Source organism: Flavobacterium aquatile LMG 4008 = ATCC 11947 (genome assembly GCF_000757385.1).
Classification (GTDB): Bacteria; Bacteroidota; Bacteroidia; order Flavobacteriales; family Flavobacteriaceae; genus Flavobacterium; species Flavobacterium aquatile.
The window spans coordinates 587,386-613,637 of the sequence record NZ_JRHH01000001.1; the positions used below are offsets into that span (position 1 = coordinate 587,386).

A 26,252-nucleotide genomic window follows, 5' to 3' on the forward strand; every position below is an offset into this window, starting at 1 on the left:
AAATGTGTCTCGTCTTTACTATATAACCAACAACCAAATGAACCAAAACGAGTTTATAAAAACAGTTTCTCCTTTTAAAGACAAGCTCTTTAGATTGGCAAAACGACTGCTCGTAAGCACAGAAGAAGCAGAAGATGCAACGCAAGAAGTTCTAGTGAAATTATGGACAAGAAATGAAACGCTAAGCGAATTGAAAAGTGTAGAGGCGATGGCAATGACAATGACAAAAAATTATTGTCTAGATCAATTAAAATCGAAACGTGCTGGAAATATGACGATTGTTCATAATAATTACACCGATAGTCAAGCGAGTTTGCAGCAAAAAATTGAGGATGTTGATAGTTTGAATTGGGTTGAAAAAATAATTAACGATTTGCCCGAACAGCAAAAATTAATTATTCAAATGCGAGATATAGAGCAATACGAATTTGAAGATATTGCAAAAATACTAGACATGAGCGAAGCAACAATTAGAGTTGCACTTTCAAGAGCTAGAAAAACAATTAGAGAAGTAATGACCAAAACACATAATTATGGCATTGGATAGAATAGAAAAATTAATAGACAAATACTTTGAAGGAGAAACAAGTATTGCCGAAGAAAACGAATTAAAAACGTATTTTTCTTCATTAGATGTTGCGCAGCATTTACAGCAGTACAAACCAGTTTTTGGTTATTTCTCTCAAGCAAAAGCAGAAGAGTTTAAAGCTGAGATTCCATTAAACACTAAAAAGCGCAATGTCGCTGTGTGGTTATCAATTGCTGCTTCGTTTGTGATTATGCTTGGCGTAGGAACGTTTATGTATCTGAATACAATTGAAGAAATTCCATCAACTGCAACAGCTTATGGAACTTATGATGATCCTGAAAAAGCATTAGCCGAAACAGAAAAAGCATTAGCATTGGTATCAGAACATTTAAATACTGGCATTGAAAGTGTGAGTTACATCAATGAGTATCAAAACTCAAAAAATAAAATTTTTAAAAAATAATCAAATCAAAAATCGAATAGAAATCATGAGAAAAGTAATTTTAATTATCGCGTTAGTATTAGTATCTAATACATTTTTTGCACAATCTGTCTTTGATAAATTTGACAATCAAGACGATATCACAACTGTAATTGTAAATAAAAAAATGTTTACAATGTTGAGTAAAGTGGATGCCAAAGACAAGCAATCACAACAATACATCAACTTAATTAAGAAGTTAGACAACCTAAAAGTATTTGTTACTTCCAATACAAAAAAAGGAAGCGAAATGAAATCGGTTGCCGAAAAATACCAAAAATCTGCTGGTTTAGAAGAGTTAATGCGTGTATCTGATAAAGGTAAAAATGTAAAAATTTCTGTAAAATCGGGAGCAACAGATTCACAAGTAAAAGAACTATTAATGTTTATTGAAGGTTCTGGAAAAGAAGAATCGGTTTTAATGTCATTAACTGGTAATTTTGATATCGATGAGTTATCTGCTTTAACAGAAAAAATGAACTTACCTGGCGGCGAAGAGTTAATCAAAGCTGGAAAAGGTAAAAAATAAGGAATTAACAATGGCAACTTTGAAAAATAAGTTGCCATTTAATTTAATCTAAAATGATGAAAACTGCACTATATATTGCCATCGCCGTAAGTTTAATTTTGGTTGGCTGTGAATCGAAACCTAGTTTGCAAAAGTTCTTTGTAGAAAATCAGGAGAAAAAAGATTTTATTGCTTTGGATGTTTCACCGTCCATTTTAAATGTTGATAAAGCGAGTTTGACAGGTGAGCAAAAAAGTGCTTTAGAATCGTTTAAGAAAATGAATATAATTGCTTTCAAAAAAGACGGAAAAAATAACGCCGAATATGAAGTTGAGAAAGCAAAATTAAATACCGTTCTAAAAGACGAAAAGTACCAACAATTAATGAAATTTGGATCAGGAAGTGAAGGTGCTTCTGTTAGTTTTGTTGGAACTGAAGATAATATTGAAGAGTTTATATTTTATGCCAATAAAAAAGAAAATGGTTTTGCCGTTGTTCGAGTTATAGGAGACCAAATGGATCCTAATGACGTGATGACAATGTTATCGGTTTTGCAAAAGTCAAATATTGATATGGAGCAATTAAAACCATTGCAAGGTTTATTGAAGTAATTATAAGAGGTTAGTTGTAAAGTAAAAAACCCGTTCAAGTTGAACGGGATTTTTTTATTTTTTAAAATATTTTAAAGGAACAAACAACATTCCAAAACATTCTCCATCTCCTTTTCCAATATGTTTGTGGTGCATTTTGTGAGCGCGACGAACTCCTTTTGCATAGATATTGTTGGCATTTCTAAACAACTTAAAGCGTTGATGAATAAAGACGTCGTGAACAATAAAATAAGCCAAACCATAAGCGAAAATTCCTAAACCGATTGATAATCCAATCTCTAGAATTCCGTTTTGCCAAAGTAAAAAACATCCGATGCTTACTACAGCATAGAAAATAAAAAAAGCATCGTTTCTTTCAAACCATGAGTCGTGATCTTTTTTATGATGGTCGGCATGAAGACTCCATAAAAAACCGTGCATTACATACTTGTGTGTGAACCAAGCCATGAATTCCATGATGCAGAAAGTTAAAATAAAAACTAGAATATGAATCCACATAACGTGTAAAATTTAAATAATATTTAATTTATAAGTAAAATAGCATTTGGCAAATAAGCCATATTTTTGATAATCGGAAACTCTAATTCGAGTATTTTTGATTTCTGCCGAAGGTGTTTTCTTTAATTTAGATAACAATTTTTTGTAATAAATATACGCTGTATAAACTCCGAATTTAGCTTCCAATGGCAAGTTTACAATTCCTTGATAACCAGCTTCGAAATCGGCTTCAATTTCTTGAATGATTTTATTTTTAGATTCTTCATCTAGTTTTGATAAATCGGTATTCGGAAAATAAGTACGACTTAAATCTTCAAAATCGGCTTTTAAATCTCTAAGGAAATTCACCTTTTGAAAAGCAGAACCCAATCGCATTGCTGAATGTTCTAGCTCGTTATATTTTGTATCATCGCCATTTACAAAAACTTTCAAACACATCAATCCTACAACATCTGCCGAACCATAAATGTATTCGTTGTATTCTTCAAATGTTTTATATTCGGTTTTAACCAAATCCAAACGCATGCTTTTCATGAAAGCATTTATCATTGAATTTGGAATTTGATATTTGTGAACTGTATGCTGAAAAGAATTTAAAATCGGATTCAAACTGATTTTATTTTGTAAAGCAGTTTGTAAATCTTTTTCGAACAAATCGAATAAATCTTCTTTATTATAGTCGTGAAACGTGTCTACAATTTCATCTGCAAAGCGCACAAAGCCATAGATGTTGTAAATATCTTGACGAATTGAAGGCGCTAACATCTTTACAGCAGCCGAAAATGATGTGCTGTAAGATTTAGTTACATTTTTGCTGCATTCAAAAGATACTGTGTCAAAAATAGATTTCATAGAATTAACTCTTTTAAAATTTAGCTGTGTTTTTGTATTAAATCGGCAACCAGTTTACCAGAAATTAATGCTGGCGGAACTCCAGGTCCGGGAACTGTTAATTGTCCAGTAAAATAGAGACTTTTCACTTTTTTACTTTTCAATTTTGGCCTTAAAAATGCGGTTTGCAATAACGTATTTGCCATTCCATAAGCATTTCCTTTGTATGAGTTATAATCGTTTATAAAATCATTTACGCAAAAAGACTGTTTAAAGATAATGTTATTTTTCAGACTTTGTTGCGTAAGTTGCTCTAAACGAATCATAATTTTTTCAAAATATTTTTCGCGTAGTGCATCTGTATCGTTCAATCCTGGCGCTAATGGAATCAAAAATATTGCAGCTTCCTTACCTACAGGTGCAGAGTTCTCATCAGTTTTAGATGGAAAACTTGCATAAAATAGTGGTTCTTCTGGCCATTTTGGATTGTCGTAAATATCTTTGGCATGAACATCAAAATCTACGTCAAAAAACAACGAATGGTGTTCTACATTTTCTATTTTTTTATCAAATCCTACATAAAATAGGAGTGAAGAAGGAGCAAAAACGCGACTTTCCCAGTATTTTTCAGAGTAAGCACGGTATTTTTCATCCAATAAAGTTTCAGAATGATGATAATCGGCACCTGATAAAATCACATCAGCCGATAAAGTTTCTCCATTGATAACAATTGCAGTAGCTTTTCCGTTTTCTACAATTATTTTTTCTACGTTGGAATCGGTATTTATTGTTACTCCAAGTTCTTTAGCCAATTTTTCCATGGCTAGAATTACAGAATACATTCCGTTTTTTGGATGCCAAGTTCCTAATCCGAAATCCGCAAAATTCATGAAATTATAAAAAGTTGGAGTATCAGATGGTTTTGCACCTAAGAAAAGGACAGGAAATTCTAATATCTGAACTAGTTTTTTGTTTTTAAATCTTCTACGAATGTCTTTAGAAATATTTCCAAAAAATTGATCAACTTTCTTTGCGGTTTCAAGTGTTACTAATTCCAAAGGCGAAACTCCCGGACGATAAACCAAATCTTTTATTGCAATGTCATAATTACTTTGAGCTTCTTTTATGAAAGTAGTCAGTTTTTCTCCACTTCCTTTTTCAATTGATTCAAAAGTGGCTACGATTTCAGGAAGATTATCTGCGATTGTTACAAACTCGTTTATTCCAAAATATACTTGATACGCTGGCGACAATTTGATTAAATCGTAATAATCGGAGGGTTTTTTATTAAAATCTCCAAAAAATCGTTCGAATACATCGGGCATCCAATACCATGTTGGACCAATGTCAAATGTAAATCCGTCTCTTTTAAGTTGTCTTGCTCTTCCGCCAATGGTACTATTTTTTTCGTACACATCAACATCATAGCCTTTTTGAGCTAAATAGCAACTTGCGGCTAATGCTGAAAAACCTGAACCTATTATTTTTATTTTCTTTTTCATATTGTTTAACAAAAATAATAAAAAGTTAAACAATAAAAACTATTTAGGAAAAATTTATATGTTTTCAACTAATTGATTTATTGAATTAAATACATTTACATTGTGAGATACGCTCTTTGGGTCAACATTTTCTGTCATTCTACCGATAAGCCAAACTTCTGAATTTTCATCTAGAATTTCTTCTTTTAAATTTTTGATATAATCATTAACTTCTGCTTTTTCTGGTTCTACCGTCATATAACAAACGTAAACTATGTTGTCAAAATATTTTTTAATGTCTTTCAAGCTATCAGTAGGAACGCTTTCACCAAGATAAATTGTCTTGTAACCTTGACTTAAAATTTCATAATTTAGATACATCAAACCTAATTCATGGATTTCATTCATAGGTAAATATAGGACAAAAACTTTATCATTTCTAGTCGGTTCCTTACTCTGAATTTTTTCGGTATTTACAAGTAATTTTAATTTGATTAAATAACTTATGAAGTGTTCGTGCGCCGGAGTTATGGTATCTACTTGCCAAAGAAATCCGATTTCTTCCATTAACGGAATAAAAACTTCAAAGAAAACTTCTCTAAACGATTTTTCAGATAACAGAGTGTCATAAGTTTTGAAAAAAAGATTTTGATCAAAATTCATCATGGCAAGTTTGAAAGAACTTATAGCATGATTTTTAGCACTTTTGTTAGACACAATATCGCGAACTAATTCTGGAATTTTTTCAGCTGGCATTTTAGAAATCTTCGAAATCTTATAGCCATAATCATGCAACAATGTTATGTTTAGTAACTTTTGCAATGCGTTCAAATCGTAAAATCTTATGTTGGTATCTGTTCGCATAGGTTCTAATACGTTGTATCGTTTCTCCCATATTCTAATAGTATGCGCTTTAATACCTGAAAGATTTTCTAAATCTTTAATGCTAAAAGTATTTTTTACATTGTTCATCATTTATTATTTTTTGTTAAACAAAATTAGTGAAAAATATCTATATAATTATAAATTTTACTTGAAATAAAAAAAACAACCTTTTAAGTATTGTTTTTAGCAAAAAAAATATTAAAAATAGTGCGCTCAATAGAGTTTTCAGATATTTTTTGATTTGAGTATACTCCTATGTTTAATTTTATCAGTTCATTTTTAATTTTAAAAAAAATTATACTTTAATCAGTCAATAATCGCATTATTATTTACTCTATATCGTTGACATAATTTTATCGATCTCGATATATCGCTAAACTTTAATTATAAAAATAATTTAAGTAATTGATTTTTAGCATTTTAAATAAAAGGCATGAAGCTTGGTCTTTTTTGTTTAGTAAGCATCAAAAAAATGATGATTAAATAAACTAAAGAAATAATCTATTAACATCAAAAAAAATGAAAAATGTAAATCACACAAAAAACATTGTAAGAATCATGACAAAAGCAATCATGCTGGTTCTTCTAGTAATTATGTCGGTAAATGTTGCTTTTGCTCAAAAGCAAGTTAAAAATGTTGTATTGGTTCATGGAGCATTTGCCGATGGATCTGGATGGGAAGGAGTTTATAAACTCTTAAAGAAGAAAGGGTTAAATGTGAGTATTGTTGCTAATCCTAATACTTCATTTGAAGAAGACATTGCCGCTGCCAAACGAACTATTGATAGGCTAGATGGACCAATAGTATTGGTAGGTCATTCTTATGGAGGTGCAATCATTACAGAAGCTGGAAATTCTGATAAAGTTGTAGGACTAGTTTATATTGCTGCCTTTGTTCCTGATGAAGGAGAAACTCTATTACAGTTGCTTCAATCTGGTCCACCTGCAAAAAACTCTGGTATTGAACCACCATCTGCTGATGGATTTGTATGGTATGGAAAAGAAAAATTTCACTCTGGTTTTTGTGCTGATATAAGTAAAGAAAAAGCTAAATTTTTGTATGATTCACAAGTTCCTATTGCTGCATCGGCATTTGTAGCCAAAATTGGAAAGCCAGCATGGAAAACAAAGCCAATTTGGTATATTTTAGGGACAGAAGATGAAACACTACCAGTTGAGGGTGCAAGATTCATGGCGAAAAGGGCTAATGCAAAAGTTACAGAAATTAAATCTAGTCATGTAGTTTATATATCACATGCTAAAGAAGTAGCGGATATTATTGCTCAGGCAACAAATGAAAGTTCAAAATAAATAATACTATTTTAAAGTGAATATCAATTAAAATTATGATGGTAAAGTATAGAATTTTAATTAAGATAACAACTGTTTTTATCATCAAGGATTAAATTTAAATTAAATATCAAATAAAAATTTACAAACAATAACATTTTAAAAAATTAAATATCATGAAAAAATTAATATTAATAATAGTTTTAGCATTAGAATCAATAGTTGCTTTTGCACAAAAACCAAGTCCAAGTTTATTAACACCAACAAACCATAGTTTAGTAATGGTTGATTATCAAAGTCAAATGGCATTTGCTACTAAAAATATTAGTGTAGATCAGTTGAGAACCAATGTTGCATTGGTAGCTGGCACTACAAAAATTTTTAATGTTCCAACGACAGTAACTACCGTAGCAGAAACAACTTTTAGTGGTCCAGTTTTTCCAGAAGTTTTAGAATTTTACCCAAAAGCAACTTCAAATTACATCGATAGAACTACAATGAATTTTTGGGAAGATGTTAACGCTCACAAATCTGTTGTAAATAAAGGTAAAAAAATACTTGTAATAGGTGGTTTATGGACAAGTGTATGTATTGTAGGTCCAGTTTTATCTGCAATTGATGAAGGATATACAGTATATGTGCTCACAGATGCAAGCGGAGATGTTTCTAACGAGGCACATGAGATGGCTATAACTAGAATGGTTCAAGCAGGAGCACGTCCTATTACTTCATTACAATATATATTAGAATTACAACGCGATTGGTCAAGAAGTGCAACTTATAAAGCAGTTACAGATTTAATAGTTAAATATGGAGGTGCATATGGCGTAGGAATTCAATATGCTCGTACGGTGATAAAACATTAATCTAAGTTATAAAAAAACCAGAGACTTTTATCTCTGGTTTTTAAATTATTTTAAATAAAAAATAGTTGTTAAGAATTTAATTTCCGTTGTTCTGTTTATATCAAATAAAGAGCTTTAGCCGAAAAGCAGCAATTGTTAGTTTTAATGTAAAATTAATTTGAGTGCTAACTATATCAATTTTGCTTTAATTTTTAGGATAATAGTTTGCTTCAAGATTAGTAATTTTTGATCAATTGAAAAATATAAAATGATGTTGAAATATCAGAAACTGTATCAATTTTTTTTGTTCAGTGTTTTTTTGGACCATTTATTCCGAACAATTATTTACTACTTCAAAATTTGAATTTGCTTTTAAAAATGAGCTTAAAAACTAAAAGATCTCAATCTAATAAAATGTTTGATGCATTTTAACGATTAAAAATTTGTTTTATAATTAATTTAAAGAAGAATTATGGAAAACACTATCTTAGGGATACACCATATCACAGCAATTGCTGGAGATGCACAGCGAAATTTCAATTTTTATTCAAAAATATTGGGATTAAGATTTATAAAAAAAACAGTTAATTTCGATGATCCAGGAACGTATCATTTTTATTTTGGAGATGAAATTGGAAGTGCAGGAACAATTTTAACATTTTTCCCTTGGGGAGAAGGCATTCAACAAGGAAGAAAAGGATCAGGAATGGCTACCGAAATTGGATATTCAGTACCAAAAGGAAGTTTAGACTTTTGGATTAAACGTTTTGAAGAACATAATGTAATTTTCAGTAATCCATCAGAAAAATTTGGCGAAAAATATTTAACATTTACAGATCCAGACGGTTTAAAATTAGAACTTATCGAATCGAAAACTTTAGATTCCCGAAAAACATGGGAGACTAATGAAATAAAAAGTGAAGTTGCACTTAAAGGATTTCATAATATTACTTTAACTTTAAATAGTATTAAAGCTACGTCTGCAATTTTAACAGAGATTTTTAGTTATAGATTATTAGATAAAGAAGCAAATCGATTTCGTTATTCAACGTCATCGGTAGAAAATGCTGCCATTGTGGATTTAGTTGAATTAGAGTTTGAAAAACGTGGACATGTAGCTAACGGATCAGTCCATCACGTAGCATTTCGTGTAAAAAATGATGAAAGCTTAATGTATTTTCGTGAAATTATTAGTGAATTAGGATTTGGTATTACACCGCAAATTGATCGCCAATATTTTCATTCATTATATTTTAGAGAACCTGGAGGAGTACTTTTTGAAATTGCTACAGACAATCCAGGATTCACAGTTGACGAAACTTTAGAAAATTTGGGTAAAGAGTTAAAATTGCCCGCACAGCATGAATCAAAAAGAAAAGAAATAGAAGCGCTTTTAGTAAAAATAAATTGATGATTTTGAGTTATTTACTTGTTTAAGATGTTCGTGGATTTTTGTTAGGATGTCCATGAGCATCTCTTTTTATGTGTTAACTTTAATTTTTTTTTTGATTATTAATTTCAAAATTTAAAATGTCTAATATTTAATTGAATGTGTAGTATTTTTATAGATTTTTTTTAAAAAATTATAGAAAAGAGCTGTTCTTTATACCAAGTTTTTTCATTTTCGAATTTAAAGTAGAAGCAGGAATGTTTAAAATTTCTGCAGCACCGCCAGCTCCAGAAACTTTTCCCTTGCATTTCTTTAAAATGTACGTAATATAGTCTCGTTCATTTTCGTGAATTGTTTTTATTAAAAATTCTTGCATTTTATCTTCTTCCGATTTTTTTGAAAAGTTTGGTAACAAAATTTCTTTTATTAAGTTACCATCAGTAAGTAACAAACTTCTTTGAATTACATGTTCTAATTCTCTGATATTACCAGGCCAATCATAAGACATCATTAAATTTAATGCATCATCGGATAATTCAGGTGATTTAGTACCTGCTATTTTGCAAATTTTTTCAATAAAATAAGAAGCCAAGACAGGAATATCATCTCTACGTTCTTTAAGTGACGGAACAGTAATTGGAAAAACATGCAGTCTGTAATATAAATCAAGTCTAAAACGACCAGACGCCACTTCATTTTCTAAATTACGATTGGTTGCTGCAATGATGCGAACATCAATATTAATTGGAGTGCTTCCACCAATTCTTTCAATTTCTTTTTCTTGAAGAACTCGTAATAATTTGACTTGAATATCCATAGGCATTTCACCGATTTCATCCAAAAAAATAGTGCCTCCATTTGCAGTTTCAAATTTTCCAATACGCTTGTCTAATGCACCTGTGAAAGCTCCTTTTTCATGACCAAAAAGCAATGATTCAGCAAGATTGTCAGGAATAGCTCCACAATTAATAATTATTAGTGGCTTGTCTTTTCTAGGTGATAAATTATGGATACTTTGCGCTACTTTTTCTTTACCTGTTCCACTTTCTCCTAAGATTAAAACAGAGGTCTCTGAAGGTGCTACTTTTTTTATGTAATCAAAAACGGACAACATTTTTTGACTATTACCAATCATATTGCAAAAACCATTGGAATTTTCCTCAATAATTACGGGTATCTTTTTTTTTATTAAATCATTGGGAATTTCAATTTTGGAAGTATTCATTGTTGTTACAAACTTGGCTAAGATGGTTTCTAGTTTGGTTAAAAGTTCCAAATGATCTTTGGTGTAAGTATCTGCAAATCTATTATAAAAGAAAAAATTGAATATGCCGCCATCTTCAATTCGTATTGGAATTGCTATAAATGATTTAATCCCATATGTTTTAATAATCAATCTTTTAATAGCAGAATTTTGAAAAATATCCTTGAAAGAATCTCCATTATAAATCTTTGGAAATTCATGCTTTGGAGAATTTGACTTTAAATCAGTCAATTCTTTTACGTTTTTGCCTGTTATTTTTGCAAATTTATCAATATCGATAATATCATAATTGTCAAAATTTTTTCTAAATAGTGTTACTGGGTTATATTCATTTTCTACAAAGCCAACTTGCATATAGTCAAAGGGCATGTAGGTTTGTAATACTTTTGCTAATTCTAACAAGGCATGTTCCCATTTTAAAGGATAATAACTTATAGCATCAATATTTTCTCGTAAAATATTTTCTTGTTGTAATTGTGATTCAATGCCATGATTGTGTCTATAACAGGCAATTTCGAGGGTTATTAATACGTCTTGTTCTCTAAATGGTTTAACGATAAACCCATAAGGATGTGTTTTTTTTGCTTCCTCTAAAATAGATCTATTAGAATTTGCAGAAAGAAAAATGAAACCTATAAAATTTTCATTCAATTTTTTGGCTAAGTCAATGCCTGTTTCAATACCTTTTAAACAAATATCGACAAAAACTAAATCTGGTTTTTCATTTTCAATAAACTCAAGTGCCTGTTTTACAGAACGGGCAATACCAATTACTGAATAATCTGCCTTCTCAAGAATTAATTGTAAATCATGTGCTTCAATAAATTGATCTTCAACTATGAGGATTTTCTTTTTTCTATCGGTAGTATTTTTTATTAATTCCATGGTTAGTCACATTAAAGTGGAATAAAATAATTTTGTGTTATAAAAATACAAAAAGTTAATAAATTTGATTGATTAAAATAGAAAAAATTAACTTCAAAAGGATTTTGATAAATTATTTTCAAATTTAATGATGTAAAATTAAAAATATTGTAAAAAAAGATATTTAAAATTAATAATTTAATTGTTTGGGTATTTATGAATAGTGATAAAAATTTGTTTTTTTTCAATGAATTTGTATTTTATTAATAAAAATAATATTAATATCTTTATAATAAGATTAAAAAAAAATATTTAATAAAGTAAATATGAAATTATTGCATTGTATTTGTCTATTTTTAGGAGTTGTTGTACTTAGTTATGGTCAATCTAATACATCTATTTTTAATAATTACAATGTTAAAAAAAAGAGGTTGCTAATTAAAGCCACAGGTATGTATATTCATTCAATCAATCAAGGTGTGATTGATATGGATAGTGCAATGGTTTTGGCATGTAATGCAAATAGGGTTCCAATATCCTTTTCATATGACGAAGGTTATAACGATGGAAGATATTTTCCAGAAGCTAAAATGGTTGATCAAAATAATATTGATGAAGCAGTTAAAAGGTTAAATCAGTTAGAAAAAAAAGATCGCATAAAATTATTGTTACATATAGCAAGCCATTATCTTTTTAAAACTGGCGAGAAAAAGGTTGATACACAAAAAGCATTTATGTATATTAAACAAGCCAAAGAGTTAAGTATTTCAATAGGAATAAGTAAATGGAAATGGCAGAGTGATTTACTATTAGCTAAATATTATTCACAAATAAATAATCTTGTAGAGAGCAAAAAGCTATTTTCAAAAGTTGTAAATGAAACTAGAAGGGTTAACGATAAAAAAGCTTTAGCCGAAGCCTTAAATAATCAAGGTACTTATTTATTATTAGGCGAACCTGATAAAGTGAAGATATTATCTGAAGCAATGTTATTATATAAATCAATTAACGAAAAGGAGTTAGAAATAGAAATGCTCATGAAAATGCTTACCGTTCATTTCTGGAATGGAGATACTAACTTGGCAGAAAAGCAACTTTTAGAAAGTTATGAATTACAAAAAAAAAATGGTTTTAAGCATATTCATTATACTTCGGCACCTTTATCCTACATATATACATCCAAACTTAATTTAAATAAAGCTTTATTTTATTCTATAAAAAGTTTAGAATCAATGAATTTGACGAATGACATGATTTGTGCCGATAGCTTTTACCTACGTTTAGGAAGTACTTATGACAGCATGGGTCATTCTGAAGAGGCAATAGAATTGTATAAAAAGAGTTTTGATTTTGGCACTAAAAATCTCAATAGCGGAAGTTGGTTTAAAAGTTTTCCGTTAATTATTCAGTCGCTTCTTAAAGAAAATAAATATGATGAAGCACTAAAATATATAGAGAAAACTAATGATTATCCTCCAAAAAACGAATTAGATATTTTTTTTCTATCCCAAACGAAAGCTTCTTATTATGAAAAAATTGGTAATTTATTGGTTGCCGAAAAGTTTTATATTGAAATGGAGAAACATGCAAAGGATATAATTTCTTTACGAACTGCAACTAGCGTAGCTAATGGATATTCAGATATTTCATTGTTTTATGCAAAAAATGGAAATCCTGTTAAAGCAAAGTATTATGCTAATAAAGTTTCCGATTTAAGCGTGAAAATGAAACAGAAATTTAATTTTAGCAATCTTAAACTTTCTTTATTTAAGATAGATTCTATAGAGGGCAATTATCTCTCTTCAATACGTCATTACCAGAGTTATAATAGAATTAATGACTCTTTATACAATCAGTCAAAAAACCGGCAAATTGAAGAATTAAAAATTCAATATGAAACTTTGATGAAAGAGGATGATATCAAGACATTGGAAATGCAAAGTAAATTACAACAAAGTAAATTGGATAGATCAAAACTCTTTATCAATTTGTCAACAGGATCAATAATTTTACTCATCATAATAATTATATTATTATTTAACCGATATTTGTTAAAACAAAAAAACAATAAAAAATTAGAGATTAAAGAAAAGCAAATTGGCCAAAAAAATTTAAATCTTCAACATTTGTTAGCTGAGAAAGAATGGCTAATAAGAGAAATTCATCATAGGGTAAAAAACAACCTTCAAACAGTAATTAGTTTACTTAATTCTCAATCTGCATATGTTGAGGATGATTTAGCGCTATCTACAATAAAAAACAGTCAGCATAGAATTCATGCAATGTCCCTAATTCATCAAAAGCTGTATATTTCTGAAAATATTTCCACAATAAGCATGCCTATTTATGTAAAGGAGTTAGCCGAATATTTAAAAGACTCTTTTAATTTAAAACAACGTATTCGTTTTAAAATTAAAATTGATGAGTTGAAATTGGATGTTTCACAAGCTGTTCCACTGGGATTAATAATCAACGAAGCTGTCACCAACTCAATAAAATATGCTTTTCCTGATAATCAATCAGGAATGATTTCCATAACATTAACAGCTGTAGATATCAATCACTATTTACTTACTATTCAAGATGACGGAGTGGGAATTGATATTAATTCAAACAAAAAAGTTAGTGCCTCATTTGGAATGAGTTTGATTAAAGGATTAAGTGATGACCTAGATGGAGATTTTTCAATAGAAATCAATAATGGAACTTTATTAAAATTGTATTTTGAAAAAAATGTAATTGACAAGCAAAAAATAAGTTATGATAAATTTATTTCCGGATAATTTGTTTTAATTAAAAATAAAGCGAGTATGACTCGCTTTATTTAATAATTTGTTATTTAATTGAAAGATTCAATAGATAATTGTAGTCTTTTAAGTCTAAATTTTTAAATTTAAAAAAGAAATTGGCTCTCTAAAATTCTGACCCAAAAAAATTAAAATTTTAACTTTCTAAAGTTGACTCTACAGAAATTTTAAGATTGAGTGCCTTGCTCACAGGACAATTTTTTTCTGCATCATTTACAGCCTCTGCAAATATTTCTTCACTAAGTCCAGGAACCTTTGCTTTTACTGTTAAATGTGATTCGGTAATAGTGAATTCTTCTAATGAAATTACTGCATTAGTTTCCAATTTTTCAGCAATAAACCCTTTTTCTTGCAACCAAAAAGTGAGTTTCATTGTAAAACATCCTGCATGTGCTGCTGCTAATAATTCTTCGGGGTTTGTTCCAGAACCATCAGCAAACCTACTTTTAAATGAGTATTGTGTTTCATTTAATACACCGCTTTGTGTAGAAAGATGTCCGCTACCATCCATACCTGTGCCGCTCCAAACGGCTGTTGCTTTGCGTTTCATAATTTTTAGTATTTAGTTTTTAAAATATTTTTTTAATTTATAATTCATACTTATTGTATAGTTCAAGTTATTTAGTAATAATTAGTTTGTTATAAATCAATATCTTACTTTTTAATACAATTCTCTTAAATCATCAATTCCAATAATATTAATCTCATTTAAATTATATTTTATGATGACCTCATCTAACAGATTAGATCGCACTACAATTAATAAATTAGAATTTGAGTTTCGAAGTAATTTCTTAAATAATATGTTATGACCTTTGTTTTGTAATTCTAATTTTCCTATTTCGTCAATAATTATCCAATCAAATTTTTTTTGAGAACTTTCTTTTATAATTATATTGGAAAGTTTAAAAGTATTCTTGTTTAAAATGAAGTCACCAATAATAACAGAATCGCTTGTTTTTTTTTCTAATTGGTATGGATAGTAAGCTTCTTTTTCTATATCATAAAATTCTTTTCTTCCTTCAATTGTAGGTGTCAAGAAACCACTTACTTTTTTGTGTTTAATCCAATTTAAAAGTGAACTCGATTTCCCAGTTTTTATTTTTCCAGATAAAACTACTATTTTAGGTTTCTTCTCCATTATTAAAAACATTTAACCAAATCATTAGATGAACAAAAACTTCTATTCGTTTTAGACCTTTATATTGTTTACTAATTATATTTGCACGCCAAGAATTTTGATACATTAAAGAAATTAATTCTTGCACTTTATTAACTATATGCTTTTTTTTGAATTGTGTTTTTTTTTGATAAAAAAGCAATAGTTCAGGTGTAATCTTATAAAATAATATTAAAATTAAACAGGTTTTAATTAGATATAAGCTAACAGATTGTGTATTAGTAAATACAGCAATTAGAGAAATGCTTAACAAAAAGAATAGTAAAATAAATAACCCTATTTTTTTAGTTGATCCATTAATATTGGCAATAGCCAGCTTTTTATATGGTACTTCATTTAAAGCACTACTATACTTTTTTTTAAAGAGAGTATAGTTTTTTATAAAGCTTAATGCCCAAATTCCAATTAAATATGCCCATATTGCATAAATTGTAAAATAGATAACAATCAATATTTTTAAAATAAATTGTGATGCCTGATTGTTTTTAAAAAATGTCGTTATAAAAAATGTTATTCCTTGCCATAACTCATTACCAAAAATTAGATAGGCCATTAATGGTTTTTGTATTGCAGATTCTAACATCACTAATAACGAATATAAAAATACTGAAAATGCATTTAATTTAAAAACAGGAAAAATAAAGGATGCCAAAACTCCCTGAAAAAAAACTGCTACATAAGCTCCTGGTGGCGAATATGGGCTAATTAAAAGTTTTGCTAACAATACAATAGATAGAGATTTAAGAAATTGTTTTGAATTGTTACTGAAATATGCAATAAGAATATTTGTAATTACAGAAAAACCACCTATTAAAAAACCCGTAAATGGAATGTGTAAAAGATGCATAGCTCCGCCTAATCCGCCTTCTACAAAAATCCAAAAGGAGGTCAAATTTAGTAGGATTCCATCATTTCCTGTTTTTGTAGTTGTATTTCCTGTAATCACAATAATTATTTTTTGGAAAGAATTTCTTTTAAATCTTTAATTTGATTTTCTAAATCGGTTATATATTTTTTTTGAGGTGCAAATGCTTCTTCAATTTCGGCTGCTGTGAATCTGGGTATTATATGTTGTGGACAATTCCAATCATAGGCCTTAATATTAAAAACAATCATTCTTTCGGGTCTAAATTTATATTCGTCTGGCTTTAAAAATTCATACAATTTATCATCATCTTTGAGTTCAATAATTTGAGCTTCGGCATAAATTTTTAACCTTGCTTTACGTGGATATGAAACCATAATTAGAGCAACTTTAGGATTATTTATTATGTTTCCAACAGAAATATACTGACGATTACCAATAAAATCGACTATTCCAATGTTAGAGTCATTTATAATTTTTATAAAACCTTGCGGTCCACCTCTATGTTGTACATAAGGAAAATCGTTTTCACCATGAGTTGCCATATAAAAACTATCTTGTTGAGTAATAAACTCTATTTCATAATCGGTTAATCCATCAACATACGACATCTGTTCCATTCTTGCGTAGCTATTTCTACTGCCAATTTTTTCTTGCATTTTTTTAATAGTATTCGTAAATGCTGTTTCTAAGTAATTCATAAATAGGTTTTTATGTAAGTTTAATTAAATTCAAAAATAGTAATTACAGTTCTTGAATTTGCCTAATCATTTGGTTTGTAAATCCCCATTCGTTATCATACCAAGCCATTACTTTTACTAAGTCTCCATCGACTACTCGTGTCATTTCAAGATCTACTGTAGCAGCAAATGGACTTTTAATAATATCTGTTGAAACCAATGGTTCATCAGTTACCTCTACAACTTTATTGTAGCGAGTTGTTTTTGCTTCTTCAGTTAATATGGCATTGATTTCTGCTACGGTTGTTGGTTTCTCAGTTACAAAAGTAATATCTGATATAGATCCAATAGGAACAGGAACTCGTACAGCAATACCATCAAACTTGCCAACAAATTGAGGTAATGCCTTAGTTACTGCTATAGCGGCACCAGTTGCTGCAGGCGCCGAATTTACTCCGGCAGCTCTACCCATTCTAGGTTCTTTTTTGGAAGGTGCATCAACTAGTGTTTGCGATGCAGTGTAGGCGTGAGTTGTATTTAATATTGCTTTCTTAATACCAATTCGTCTTCCAAGAATTTCAATTATTGGACCAATATTATTAGTTGTACAACTTGCACATGAAAATATCGCAACCTTTCCTTCTTCGGTATTGACACCATGAACAATAGTTGGAGTATCTTTTGTAGGTCCAGAAATTACAACAAACTTTGCTCCAGCAACCAAATGTTTTTCAGCATCTGTTTTATTTGTAAACAATCCTGTACTTTCTATAACCACTTCAACGCCCAAATTTTTCCATGGAAGTGCTGATGGATCTTTGATAGAAGTATACTTAATAGAATTTCCTTCAACAAAAATAGAATCTTCTTTATACTTTATTTCTTTTTCGTACTTTCCATAAATACTGTCTCTTTTAAGTAGGAAAACGGCATTTTCAATATCCATTAGATCATTAATTCCTACCAATTCCAAACCCGGAGTATCCATGATGATTTTTAATGCTGCTCTACCAATTCGACCAAATCCATTAATTGCTATTTTTTTCATAACTTGATTATTTTGAATGTTTTGATTATAAATTTAAAAAATAAAGAGTCACTATTGCACCTATAACACTTAAAATTTTTTTGACAACGGTCAAGTTTATTTTTGGTTCAAATTTTTTTCCGAGATTTCCGCCTATGATGCATCCAGCTATCATAATTGTAGCGTATGGCCAGTAAATCAATCCACTCCAAACATAAACAAGTATTGCAATTCCATTGTTAACTAATAGTATTAAAATAATTAATGCCTCAAGATTGGTTTTATTTTTTACGCCATAAAAACTATATAAAGCAAAAATTAACATACCTAAAGCTGCACCAAAATAACCTCCATAAATACCCAATAAAAAAAGAGGAATTAATTGCCAGTGTGAGTATTTGAAATTTTTTTTATCTTCAAATAGTGAATTAATGTAAATTAGAATTTGATGATAAAAAGCAAATAAAAACCAAGAAAAGAGTAATAAATAGGGTGCGATTTTTTTAAAAATTTCTTGAGATAAGGTTGCAAGTAAAAATGCCCCAATAAAACCACCAATTGCAGAAATAAAAACCATAAATTGTATGTTTTTTTTTGATATTTCATGATTTCTTTTGTTGATTTCTGATGTTGCAATTTGCTCAGACCAAAGAATCATTGCAGTTGTTGAATTACCTATTACTGGCTGGATTCCATTATAAATTAGGCTTGGAAATACAATAAACCACGCGCCACTAATTGTTTTATTTAATACTCCACCAATTATTGCGATAATAAATAAAAAAATAAATTCAAGATATGTACTCATACAATAATCAATTAAAGTTTAAGTTCCAGTAGTTTATTATTTCCTCTTGTATTGCATCTCCAAACTCTTCGAGGGCAAAATGTCCTGTGGGATAAAATACCAGTTTTGAATAAATTAAATCTTTCGCTAGCGATTGTGCTCCTTCTTTGTTAAATACTTCATCATTTTCGCCCCAAACTATTAAGGTTATTGGTTGGAGTTTTTTTATGAAATTTTGCCAAACTTGATATAATGTGATGTTATTTTTATAATCCTTCTTTAATTCTATTTGAATTTGTAGAACGCCATCTCTGTTTATTAATAGTTGGTCTAATGAGTAGGTTTCGAATGCTATTTTAGAAACATTTTGAACACCATTTAAATATTCCCATTTTATATAATCTAACTCGAAATATTTCTTTAATTTAAGATTACTTTCAATTGTATCATGCATAAGTAATTTACCAATATCTTTTAACACATTTCCAACTCCTTCGTTGTAAATAGTTCCGTTTTGAAAAATGAGCATCTCAATTATTTCTGGACGCTTTGTGAAAAGACGCATTAAAATTGGTGCACCATAATCAAATAGATAAAAACTAGCTTTATTGATATTCAATTTTCGGAGGAATTTTGAAATCAAATCAGAATAATTTTCAAAACTATATTTAAATGCAGCAGGGCTCGGAATATCACTAAATCCAAATCCAGGTAAATCTGGAGCAATAACATGAAAATGTTGAGATAAGTTTGGAATTACATTTCTAAACATGTGTGATGAAGCCGGAAAACCATGTAGTAAAAATAGCACTGGATTGCCAATTTGTCCAGCTTCACGGTAAGCGATTTTTACATCATCAATTAAAACATATTGATAACTTACTTTATTTAGTTTTTCATTACTTGAGTTCATAAATCTTTGAATTTCCTATCTTTTTCTTGAATTTCCAAATCATTAATACTAGCAAATCGCCTTTTCATTAATCCGTTTTCATTGAACTCCCAATTTTCATTACCATATGCTCTAAACCATTTTCCTTGTTCATTTTGGTACTCATATTCAAATCGAACTGCTATTCTATTTTCTGTATGAGCCCAATATTCTTTCTTTAGTTTATAGTTTCTTTCTTTTTTCCATTTTCTTGTTAAAAAAGTAACAATTTCCTCACGACCATTAATGAATTCTGATCGATTACGCCATTCACTGTCGATAGTGTATGCCTTAGAAACTCTTTCTGGATCTTGACTGTTCCAAGCATCTTCTGCTAATTGTATTTTTTCTAATGCTGTTTCTAAAGTAAAAGGAGGTATAGGATATTTTTTTTCCATGATTAATAATTTCTAATATTTTTGAATTTTATATCACATTACAACCAAATTTATTGCTATTATAATATAATCTTTAACTCAATGAAGAAATAGTGCAGTGTGATTTGAAAGTTAAGATTTATAAATAATAATATTAAAATCACTGACGAGCAACAATCTTTATTTCTATTAATTGCCCAGGAAGAGCCAATCCAGTTACAACTACAATTGTACTAGCAATTCTCATTGGATCGGGATAGAATTTATACCCCAATTTTTTTCTACACTCAAAGGCAGATGCCATATCAATGACATAAATTACTTCTTCTACAATATCGTCTGGATTCATATTAAAGCCTTTTAACAGTTTTCCAATATTAGCATAGGTTTGTCGCATTTGATTTTCCATTCCTTCAAGTAATGAACCTTTGTCGTCATGACCTAATTGACCAGATATCCATACAAAATCTTTGTGTTGTACTGCTTGAGCATAACCATATTCTTTTTCCCAAGGCATATTTAGTGCCTGATATTTTTTAGTATCGTTTAACATAATTTTAAATTTTTAGTTTTGTAAAATCATTATAATATTTTGTCATTGAAAAGATTTGATTTATTTTACAACTTTTCTTTTAAGAAAATTTCCAATCAATACACCAATTTCTACTCCAAAACTTTCAAGAGCAAAATGTCCTGTATCAAAAAGATGAAATTCTATGTTTTTTAAATCTTTTTTAAAAGCTTCAGCACCAACTCCTGGAAATATATAATCATTTTTTCCATATACTATAAGCGTTTCGGGCTGATATTTTCTAAAATACTCTTGCCATTGTGGATATAATTTTACGTTAGTTTGATAGTCATAAAACATTTGAAGTTGGATAGCTCCGTTTTCTGGCCGTTCTAGATGTCTTAAATCAAGTTCCCAATTATCGGGTGAAATCAAGTTTGTATCAGGAACACTATGTGTATACTGCCATTTTAATCCATCAGGACTATGAAATCCTTTTAAAGTTTCTTCAGCCTCTTTATTGTTTCTATCGTTCCAGTACACTTTAATTGGATCCCAAAAAGTTTCTAATCCTTCTTCATATGCACAACCATTTTGGATAATTAAAGTGTCAATTTTTTCTGGACTTGCACTAGCAATTCTAAAACCAATAGGTGCGCCATAATCCATTAAATACAAGCTATATTTTTGAATATCTAACTCTTTAAGTAGCGAAGTCATTAATGCCGCCATATTTTCAAATGTATAGCTAAATTCTGCCATCGGTGGTTGCTCACTTCTGCCATATCCAGGATAATCGGGAGCAATTAAATGATAGTTATCTGACAAGTCATTTATCAAATTTCTAAACATGTGTGATGAGGTTGGATAGCCATGTAATAATAATAAAGTAGGTTTATTTCTGTCACCTGCTTCTCTGTAAAAAATTTCTACTCCATTGATTTTCTTTGTGTGATAATTTGTTTTCATGATTATTTTTTTAATTAATTATTAAATTGATATTACAAAGATGCTTAGCTTTATACCTAATCTAGTAAACATATTTTCCCGATAGGTTGACTATTTTTCCTTAGTAATAGTTTGTATTATAGAAATGTAATTTTGGTATAACTAATTGATTGTCATATTATTAATAGTATTTTAATTGACTTTTAGACTACTGACAACAGCATTAGATGTATATCTAACTCTCTCACGATATTGAATTGGAGACAATCCTTCTTTATTTTTAAAAAATCTACTAAAAGTTTGGATGTCTTCATATCCTAATTCGTAGGCAATTTCTTTTATTGATTTGGTAGTATCATAAATTTGTTTACGAGCGTGAACCATTATTCGTTCATGAATTATGTCAGTAGGAGTTTTGTTAGACAATGATGAAAATATATTTGACAAAGTTTTAGGCGATTTATTCAACATTGAAGCATAAAAAGCTACATTGTGGTGTTTAGAAAAATAATTTTCAACTAGAAAACTAAATTCTTTAATAATGTTTGATTTTCTATTTTCAGATGTTACTCTATTTTCTTTTTTTAATTTTCTGGTGCAAAGTATAATGATACGTTTTAATATCGATTGCAACATTGCATGTTGAAGGCTATCTTTAGATTTCATCTCTTCGCAGAAGGTATCCCATGAATTTTCAAAAGTGATTAACTCATCTATATTAATCGATATTATTGGCAGACTTAATGCATTAAAAAAAATAGCTCCCTTTAGTTCATTTTCTACTTCATCAGCAATTTGACTAAAGAATGGAAGGTTAAATTTTATTAATCGAGCAGATTCAAAATTTAAATTTTCAACATCATGGTGTTTAGTTAATATAATAATATCATTTTTTAATAACTGATAACTAACTTGGTTAACAAAAATCTTCATTGTACATCCTCTATTCCAAACAAAAGTTACATCAGTAGTTTTAAGTTCAAAAAAATTGTTATTATTTTTACTAGTAATCTCTAACAGACTTAAAAACTCAAAAGTATTTTTATTGTAAATCATAATGATTTGTTTTAATGTTTTTGTTATCACCTAGAATTGAGGTAAAAATGGCACTGTTTTTTAGGATCATAATGAATCTTGGAAGTGTTAATAATTGAAGTCCAAAACATATGCCAAAACATAAGCTGTTGAAAAACAATAATTTATGTCGATTAGTAAAATCGATTTGTAGCGAAATATCAATATTAAATAAATCGTTCTCGATATATCGTGACAATAAACTCAATGAACAATGAAAACAACATTTCAAATCTATTAAAAAGCAATATTGATGATTATTGTAAAAAAAATAAGGACAGTGTGATATTGCTATTTGAATTATTTTGGAAATAAAATAGCAGTTGGTATTTGATAAATATTTTTTTATAGATTGATGATTTTGAGTCAAATTATCAATTTACTGAAAAATCATTTTTTATAAAGTTCAATTTTTCTTCCATCAGGATCAGAAACTACAGTTAAAAAACCAAAATTTGTTAGTTCAGGTTTTGAAATTGTAATGTTATTATCTTCTAAAAGTTTTAAAGTTTCTTCAAAGTTTTCAATTGCAAAACCTAATCTTAAATTTTGGACTGTTTCTAACTGATTTTTTGATAAAGGGTAAATTTCAAAAGCCAAACTTCCAATGGTTGCTGAATAATGAAATGGAGAATTATTGTGTTTATGAAACTGAAATTTTAGACCTAGTAAACTGTAAAAGTCAACGAGTCTTCTTTGGTTATTTGTTCTAATAACAATTAGTCTAATTTCCATTTTAAATACTATTACTATTGAAATTAATGATTTTAAAGCATTTCACTTTAAATTAAAAAGTTCACTTTATTGTAACATAAAGTGAACATAAAATAGTATCTGAATTAATAATTTTATTTTTTATTTTTCAAGATAAAGTTATCTATTAGTTTTGCTACATCTAAATGGTGTTCTTCTAAAATAAAGTGTCCACCATTAAAGAAATGAATTTCTGCTGAAGGTAAATCTTTTTTATAGGCATTTCCGCCTGCCTCAATAAACATTTCATCATTTTTTCCCCAAACTACAAGTGCATGTGGTTTATGTTTTCTAAAATAGTGTTGCCATTCTTCATACTTACTAATATTACTACCATAGTCTCTAAAAAGTGCTAATTGTATTTCATTATTTCCAGATCGATTGAGGTAATATTGATCCATTGAATAGCTGTCCGGGCTTATTTTTTTTGGATTATCGGCTCCATTTAGATATTGCCATTTTGTAGCATCCATCGATAAAAAGAAGCGTGCAGATTGTTCATTAGCCTCAGGATTTTCAATATAAGCAACTAATGGTTGCGCAGCAGTTCCAAATCCTTCTACATAGGAGTTGGCATTTTGAATAATCAATGATTGTATAAGTTCTGGACGACGACTAGCAATTCTAAATCCTACTGGACCGCCATAATCTTGAACATAAAGATTGATATCTTTAAGATCTAAAAGGTCTATAAAGCGCTCTATAATTAAAGAAATGTTGTCAAATGTATAATTGAGTTCATCTGTATTTGGTGAGTCACTTTGACCAAAACCTGGATAATCTGGCGCAATAATATAGTATTTATCTGAAAGGTCATTTATTAAATCACGAAACATATGTGAAGAAGAAGGAAAACCATGTAATAAAAGTAAAGTAGGAAGATTTTCTGTGCCAACTTCACGGTAAAAAATAGATAGAGAATCAATTTCAATTTTTTTGTATAAAATTTGATTTTTCATGATTTTTATATTATTTTGATAATTAAAACTTTAACTACTGATAATTGATTAATTTACTAGTCTTAATATTGTATTTAGGAATTAAAGTTTGATAAAGTCAATATTTTCATGCAGATATATTCCTTTTAAATTTTTCTAGATTGGAAATTTTGCATGAAAGTGACAACAAATTTAACCAAACTCGTAGGTATTGAACATGACACATTTTCCTAATTTGTTGGCAATTCTTCCTTAAAATAGTTTTTTAACTCAAAATTTGTAGTTACTTCTTAAATTGGATTTTGCAGTGATTTTAAGTTCATTATAGTTTTTAGATTGATTTGCAGGTTTTTTTAACGAAAAAAAGTTCAAAGTTTTTTAATACAGAAATACAATATAAACTATTGTAAAAAAAATCCCCAAGCCACCATTTATAGTAGTTTGGGGATTAAAATGTGACCACGGTGGGATTTGAACCCACACGCCCTTTCGAGCACCAACACCTCAAGCTGGCAAGTCTACCGTTTCTCCACGTGGCCTAAATAAAAAAAGTCAAGCAAAATGCTCGACTTTATTTGTGACCCGACTGGGGCTCGAACCCAGGACCCCATCATTAAAAGTGATGTGCTCTACCAACTGAGCTATCGAGTCTTTGCGTTCAATAATTTTTTTAGACTTTGGTCAATTTTGTGACCCGACTGGGGCTCGAACCCAGGACCCCATCATTAAAAGTGATGTGCTCTACCAACTGAGCTATCGAGTCATAATCATTTCTTGAACGCGGGTGCAAATATAAGGCGTTATTATTTATTTTTCAAAGCAATTTTGTTTTAAATTTACCTTTTTTTAATAATATCTCTTAATGCCTTAATTTATAAGGTTTTATTTTATGAAGAAAGTTGTTTTAATAGGGTACATGGGTAGTGGTAAGTCGGTTTTGTCTAAAAAAATGTCTGATAAAATTGGAATTTCCTTCGTGGAGCTGGATGAAATGATCGAAAAAAAATGTGATTTAAGTATTGAAAAAATATTTGCAACTAAAGGCGAATTGTTTTTTAGAAAACTTGAACACCAACTTTTTTTAGAATTATTAGAGTCTGATGATAATTTAATTATAAGTACTGGTGGAGGAACACCTTGTTACTTTAACAATCATGAACTTTTGCAAAAAGATAATGTGGTTTCTATTTACCTAAAGGCTTCGATAGATACACTTTTTAATCGTTTAGTTGATGAAAAGCACAAACGACCATTGATTGCTCATTTAAATGACGAAGAGACAAAAGAATTCATTGCTAAGCATTTATTTGACAGGAGTTTTTACTACAATCAAGCTAATTTTAAAGTGAGTGTTGATGGAAAAAGTATCGATAGCATTGTTGAAGAAATGTATCAGCTACTAACTTAAAGTTGCATAGGAGTTATCTTTTTCGAAAACAACTGTAACATGTTCTAGAGATGAGGTTGAAAGTGAAATGCCTTTAAAATCAACTTTTATTGGGTATTTTTTGTGATTTCTGTCAACCAATACAGCAGTTTTAAATTTCTTTAACGGAACATCCAAAAAGTGTTTTACACCATACATTAAGGTAGAACCAGAGTTTAAAACATCATCAACAAGAATAATTCCTTTGTTTTGATATATTTCTTTTGGAAGCGATGTTTTTATCTCAGAATTTAGGTTTTGTTTGTCTAAAGTCACCTCGCACAAAATTACTTCTAGTGGAGAAATTGATTGTAAAACGGCTGCTATTTTTTCGGCAAAAACATAGCCATTACTTGCTATTCCTGCTACAATAATACTTTCTTCATCAACAAATGTTTCAAATATTTGATAGGCAATTCGCTTGATTTTATGATCGATTTCCTGTTTGTTTAAAATAATATTGTGGCTCAT

General features: G+C 29.3%; 28 protein-coding genes and 3 tRNA genes. 9 read left to right on the forward strand and 22 right to left on the reverse strand.

Going from position 1 to position 26,252, the window contains the following annotated elements:
• Positions 1–37: 37 nt before the first annotated feature.
• Genes LG45_RS02605 through LG45_RS02620 form a run of 4 tightly spaced genes read left to right on the forward strand, consistent with a single transcriptional unit; the run spans position 38 to position 2,129 of the window.
• A complete protein-coding gene (locus tag LG45_RS02605) occupies positions 38–547 on the forward strand; it encodes an RNA polymerase sigma factor (RefSeq protein ID WP_035124111.1) in 510 nt (169 codons plus the stop codon).
• Positions 534–992, forward strand: a complete 459-nt coding sequence (locus LG45_RS02610) for a glutathione S-transferase family protein (protein ID WP_035124114.1) — start codon at positions 534–536, stop codon at positions 990–992. Before LG45_RS02605 ends, LG45_RS02610 begins: the two co-directional genes overlap by 14 nt.
• Positions 993–1,017: 25 nt before the next feature.
• Complete coding sequence (locus LG45_RS02615) at positions 1,018–1,539, forward strand: DUF4252 domain-containing protein (protein ID WP_035124285.1); 522 nt, start codon at positions 1,018–1,020, stop codon at positions 1,537–1,539.
• Positions 1,540–1,595: 56 nt separating this feature from the next.
• On the forward strand, positions 1,596–2,129 hold the full coding sequence (locus tag LG45_RS02620; RefSeq protein ID WP_035124286.1) for a DUF4252 domain-containing protein: 534 nt from the start codon (positions 1,596–1,598) through the stop codon (positions 2,127–2,129).
• Positions 2,130–2,183: 54 nt separating this feature from the next.
• Here the strand turns inward: LG45_RS02620 and LG45_RS02625 are convergent, their stop codons facing one another.
• From LG45_RS02625 to LG45_RS02640, 4 genes are read right to left on the reverse strand one after another with little or no spacing between them, the layout of a single operon-like run.
• A complete protein-coding gene (locus LG45_RS02625) occupies positions 2,184–2,627 on the reverse strand; it encodes a sterol desaturase family protein (RefSeq protein WP_035124116.1) in 444 nt (147 codons plus the stop codon).
• A 12-nt stretch (positions 2,628–2,639) separates the two neighbouring features.
• A complete protein-coding gene (locus LG45_RS02630) occupies positions 2,640–3,479 on the reverse strand; it encodes a phytoene/squalene synthase family protein (RefSeq protein WP_035124119.1) in 840 nt (279 codons plus the stop codon).
• 20 nt (positions 3,480–3,499) lie between these two features.
• Positions 3,500–4,960: a phytoene desaturase family protein gene (locus tag LG45_RS02635; protein ID WP_035124125.1), complete on the reverse strand. Its 1,461-nt coding sequence runs from the start codon at positions 4,958–4,960 to the stop codon at positions 3,500–3,502.
• A gap of 54 nt (positions 4,961–5,014) precedes the next feature.
• Positions 5,015–5,911, reverse strand: a complete 897-nt coding sequence (locus tag LG45_RS02640; RefSeq protein WP_035124287.1) for a MerR family transcriptional regulator — start codon at positions 5,909–5,911, stop codon at positions 5,015–5,017.
• 471 nt (positions 5,912–6,382) lie between these two features.
• Between LG45_RS02640 and LG45_RS02645 the strand changes: the two genes are divergently transcribed.
• From LG45_RS02645 to LG45_RS02655, 3 genes are all read left to right on the forward strand, one after another.
• Positions 6,383–7,135, forward strand: a complete 753-nt coding sequence (locus LG45_RS02645) for an alpha/beta hydrolase (RefSeq protein ID WP_089046938.1) — start codon at positions 6,383–6,385, stop codon at positions 7,133–7,135.
• A 155-nt stretch (positions 7,136–7,290) separates the two neighbouring features.
• Entirely contained in the window at positions 7,291–7,980 is a 690-nt protein-coding gene (locus LG45_RS02650; protein ID WP_035124128.1) for an isochorismatase family protein, read from the forward strand.
• 451 nt (positions 7,981–8,431) lie between these two features.
• Positions 8,432–9,370 (forward strand): ring-cleaving dioxygenase, encoded by a 939-nt coding sequence (locus LG45_RS02655; protein ID WP_035124130.1) that lies wholly within the window; start codon positions 8,432–8,434, stop codon positions 9,368–9,370.
• A gap of 172 nt (positions 9,371–9,542) precedes the next feature.
• Here the strand turns inward: LG45_RS02655 and LG45_RS02660 are convergent, their stop codons facing one another.
• Positions 9,543–11,498, reverse strand: coding sequence for a sigma 54-interacting response regulator (locus LG45_RS02660; protein WP_035124132.1), 1,956 nt, complete (start codon positions 11,496–11,498; stop codon positions 9,543–9,545).
• 305 nt (positions 11,499–11,803) lie between these two features.
• Between LG45_RS02660 and LG45_RS02670 the strand changes: the two genes are divergently transcribed.
• The gene (locus tag LG45_RS02670; RefSeq protein ID WP_035124136.1) at positions 11,804–14,260 is read left to right on the forward strand and encodes a sensor histidine kinase; all 2,457 of its coding nucleotides are present in this window, start codon (positions 11,804–11,806) and stop codon (positions 14,258–14,260) included.
• A gap of 160 nt (positions 14,261–14,420) precedes the next feature.
• On the opposite strand, the gene LG45_RS02675 is transcribed toward LG45_RS02670, so the two are convergent.
• The 16 genes from LG45_RS02675 to LG45_RS02750 all read right to left on the reverse strand — a co-directional run bounded on the left by LG45_RS02675 (position 14,421) and on the right by LG45_RS02750 (position 25,118).
• A complete protein-coding gene (locus LG45_RS02675; protein WP_035124138.1) occupies positions 14,421–14,834 on the reverse strand; it encodes an OsmC family protein in 414 nt (137 codons plus the stop codon).
• Positions 14,835–14,945: 111 nt separating this feature from the next.
• Entirely contained in the window at positions 14,946–15,425 is a 480-nt protein-coding gene (locus LG45_RS02680; protein ID WP_165570786.1) for a nucleoside-triphosphatase, read from the reverse strand.
• A complete protein-coding gene (locus LG45_RS02685) occupies positions 15,409–16,410 on the reverse strand; it encodes a hypothetical protein (RefSeq protein WP_035124142.1) in 1,002 nt (333 codons plus the stop codon). Before LG45_RS02685 ends, LG45_RS02680 begins: the two co-directional genes overlap by 17 nt.
• Positions 16,411–16,415: 5 nt before the next feature.
• The gene (locus LG45_RS02690; protein ID WP_035124144.1) at positions 16,416–17,030 is read right to left on the reverse strand and encodes a pyridoxamine 5'-phosphate oxidase family protein; all 615 of its coding nucleotides are present in this window, start codon (positions 17,028–17,030) and stop codon (positions 16,416–16,418) included.
• 43 nt (positions 17,031–17,073) lie between these two features.
• Positions 17,074–18,057, reverse strand: coding sequence for a type I glyceraldehyde-3-phosphate dehydrogenase (locus LG45_RS02695; RefSeq protein ID WP_035124146.1), 984 nt, complete (start codon positions 18,055–18,057; stop codon positions 17,074–17,076).
• Between the two features lie 25 nt (positions 18,058–18,082).
• The gene (locus LG45_RS02700) at positions 18,083–18,844 is read right to left on the reverse strand and encodes a sulfite exporter TauE/SafE family protein (protein WP_035124148.1); all 762 of its coding nucleotides are present in this window, start codon (positions 18,842–18,844) and stop codon (positions 18,083–18,085) included.
• A 7-nt stretch (positions 18,845–18,851) separates the two neighbouring features.
• Positions 18,852–19,736 carry an alpha/beta fold hydrolase gene (locus tag LG45_RS02705; protein WP_035124150.1) on the reverse strand — a complete coding sequence of 295 codons (885 nt, stop codon included), beginning with the start codon at positions 19,734–19,736 and terminating at the stop codon, positions 18,852–18,854.
• Positions 19,733–20,152 carry a nuclear transport factor 2 family protein gene (locus LG45_RS02710; RefSeq protein ID WP_035124152.1) on the reverse strand — a complete coding sequence of 140 codons (420 nt, stop codon included), beginning with the start codon at positions 20,150–20,152 and terminating at the stop codon, positions 19,733–19,735. Before LG45_RS02710 ends, LG45_RS02705 begins: the two co-directional genes overlap by 4 nt.
• Positions 20,153–20,291: 139 nt before the next feature.
• Positions 20,292–20,684, reverse strand: a complete 393-nt coding sequence (locus LG45_RS02715; protein WP_035124154.1) for a Rid family hydrolase — start codon at positions 20,682–20,684, stop codon at positions 20,292–20,294.
• A gap of 60 nt (positions 20,685–20,744) precedes the next feature.
• The gene (locus LG45_RS02720; protein ID WP_035124156.1) at positions 20,745–21,611 is read right to left on the reverse strand and encodes an alpha/beta fold hydrolase; all 867 of its coding nucleotides are present in this window, start codon (positions 21,609–21,611) and stop codon (positions 20,745–20,747) included.
• 171 nt (positions 21,612–21,782) lie between these two features.
• The gene (locus LG45_RS02725; protein WP_131494633.1) at positions 21,783–22,646 is read right to left on the reverse strand and encodes a helix-turn-helix domain-containing protein; all 864 of its coding nucleotides are present in this window, start codon (positions 22,644–22,646) and stop codon (positions 21,783–21,785) included.
• Positions 22,647–23,054: 408 nt separating this feature from the next.
• The gene (locus LG45_RS16705; RefSeq protein WP_035124158.1) at positions 23,055–23,399 is read right to left on the reverse strand and encodes a VOC family protein; all 345 of its coding nucleotides are present in this window, start codon (positions 23,397–23,399) and stop codon (positions 23,055–23,057) included.
• Positions 23,400–23,512: 113 nt separating this feature from the next.
• Entirely contained in the window at positions 23,513–24,376 is an 864-nt protein-coding gene (locus LG45_RS02735; protein WP_035124160.1) for an alpha/beta fold hydrolase, read from the reverse strand.
• Positions 24,377–24,811: 435 nt separating this feature from the next.
• A tRNA-Leu gene (locus tag LG45_RS02740) sits at positions 24,812–24,894 on the reverse strand.
• Positions 24,895–24,933: 39 nt separating this feature from the next.
• Positions 24,934–25,006, reverse strand: a tRNA-Lys gene (locus LG45_RS02745).
• A 39-nt stretch (positions 25,007–25,045) separates the two neighbouring features.
• Positions 25,046–25,118, reverse strand: a tRNA-Lys gene (locus LG45_RS02750).
• Between the two features lie 126 nt (positions 25,119–25,244).
• On the opposite strand from LG45_RS02750, the gene LG45_RS02755 reads away from it, so the two are divergent.
• Entirely contained in the window at positions 25,245–25,763 is a 519-nt protein-coding gene (locus LG45_RS02755; RefSeq protein WP_035124162.1) for a shikimate kinase, read from the forward strand.
• On the opposite strand, the gene LG45_RS02760 is transcribed toward LG45_RS02755, so the two are convergent.
• On the reverse strand, positions 25,755–26,252 hold the full coding sequence (locus tag LG45_RS02760) for a phosphoribosyltransferase family protein (protein WP_035124164.1): 498 nt from the start codon (positions 26,250–26,252) through the stop codon (positions 25,755–25,757). The two genes, LG45_RS02755 and LG45_RS02760, sit on opposite strands and share 9 nt — an antisense overlap.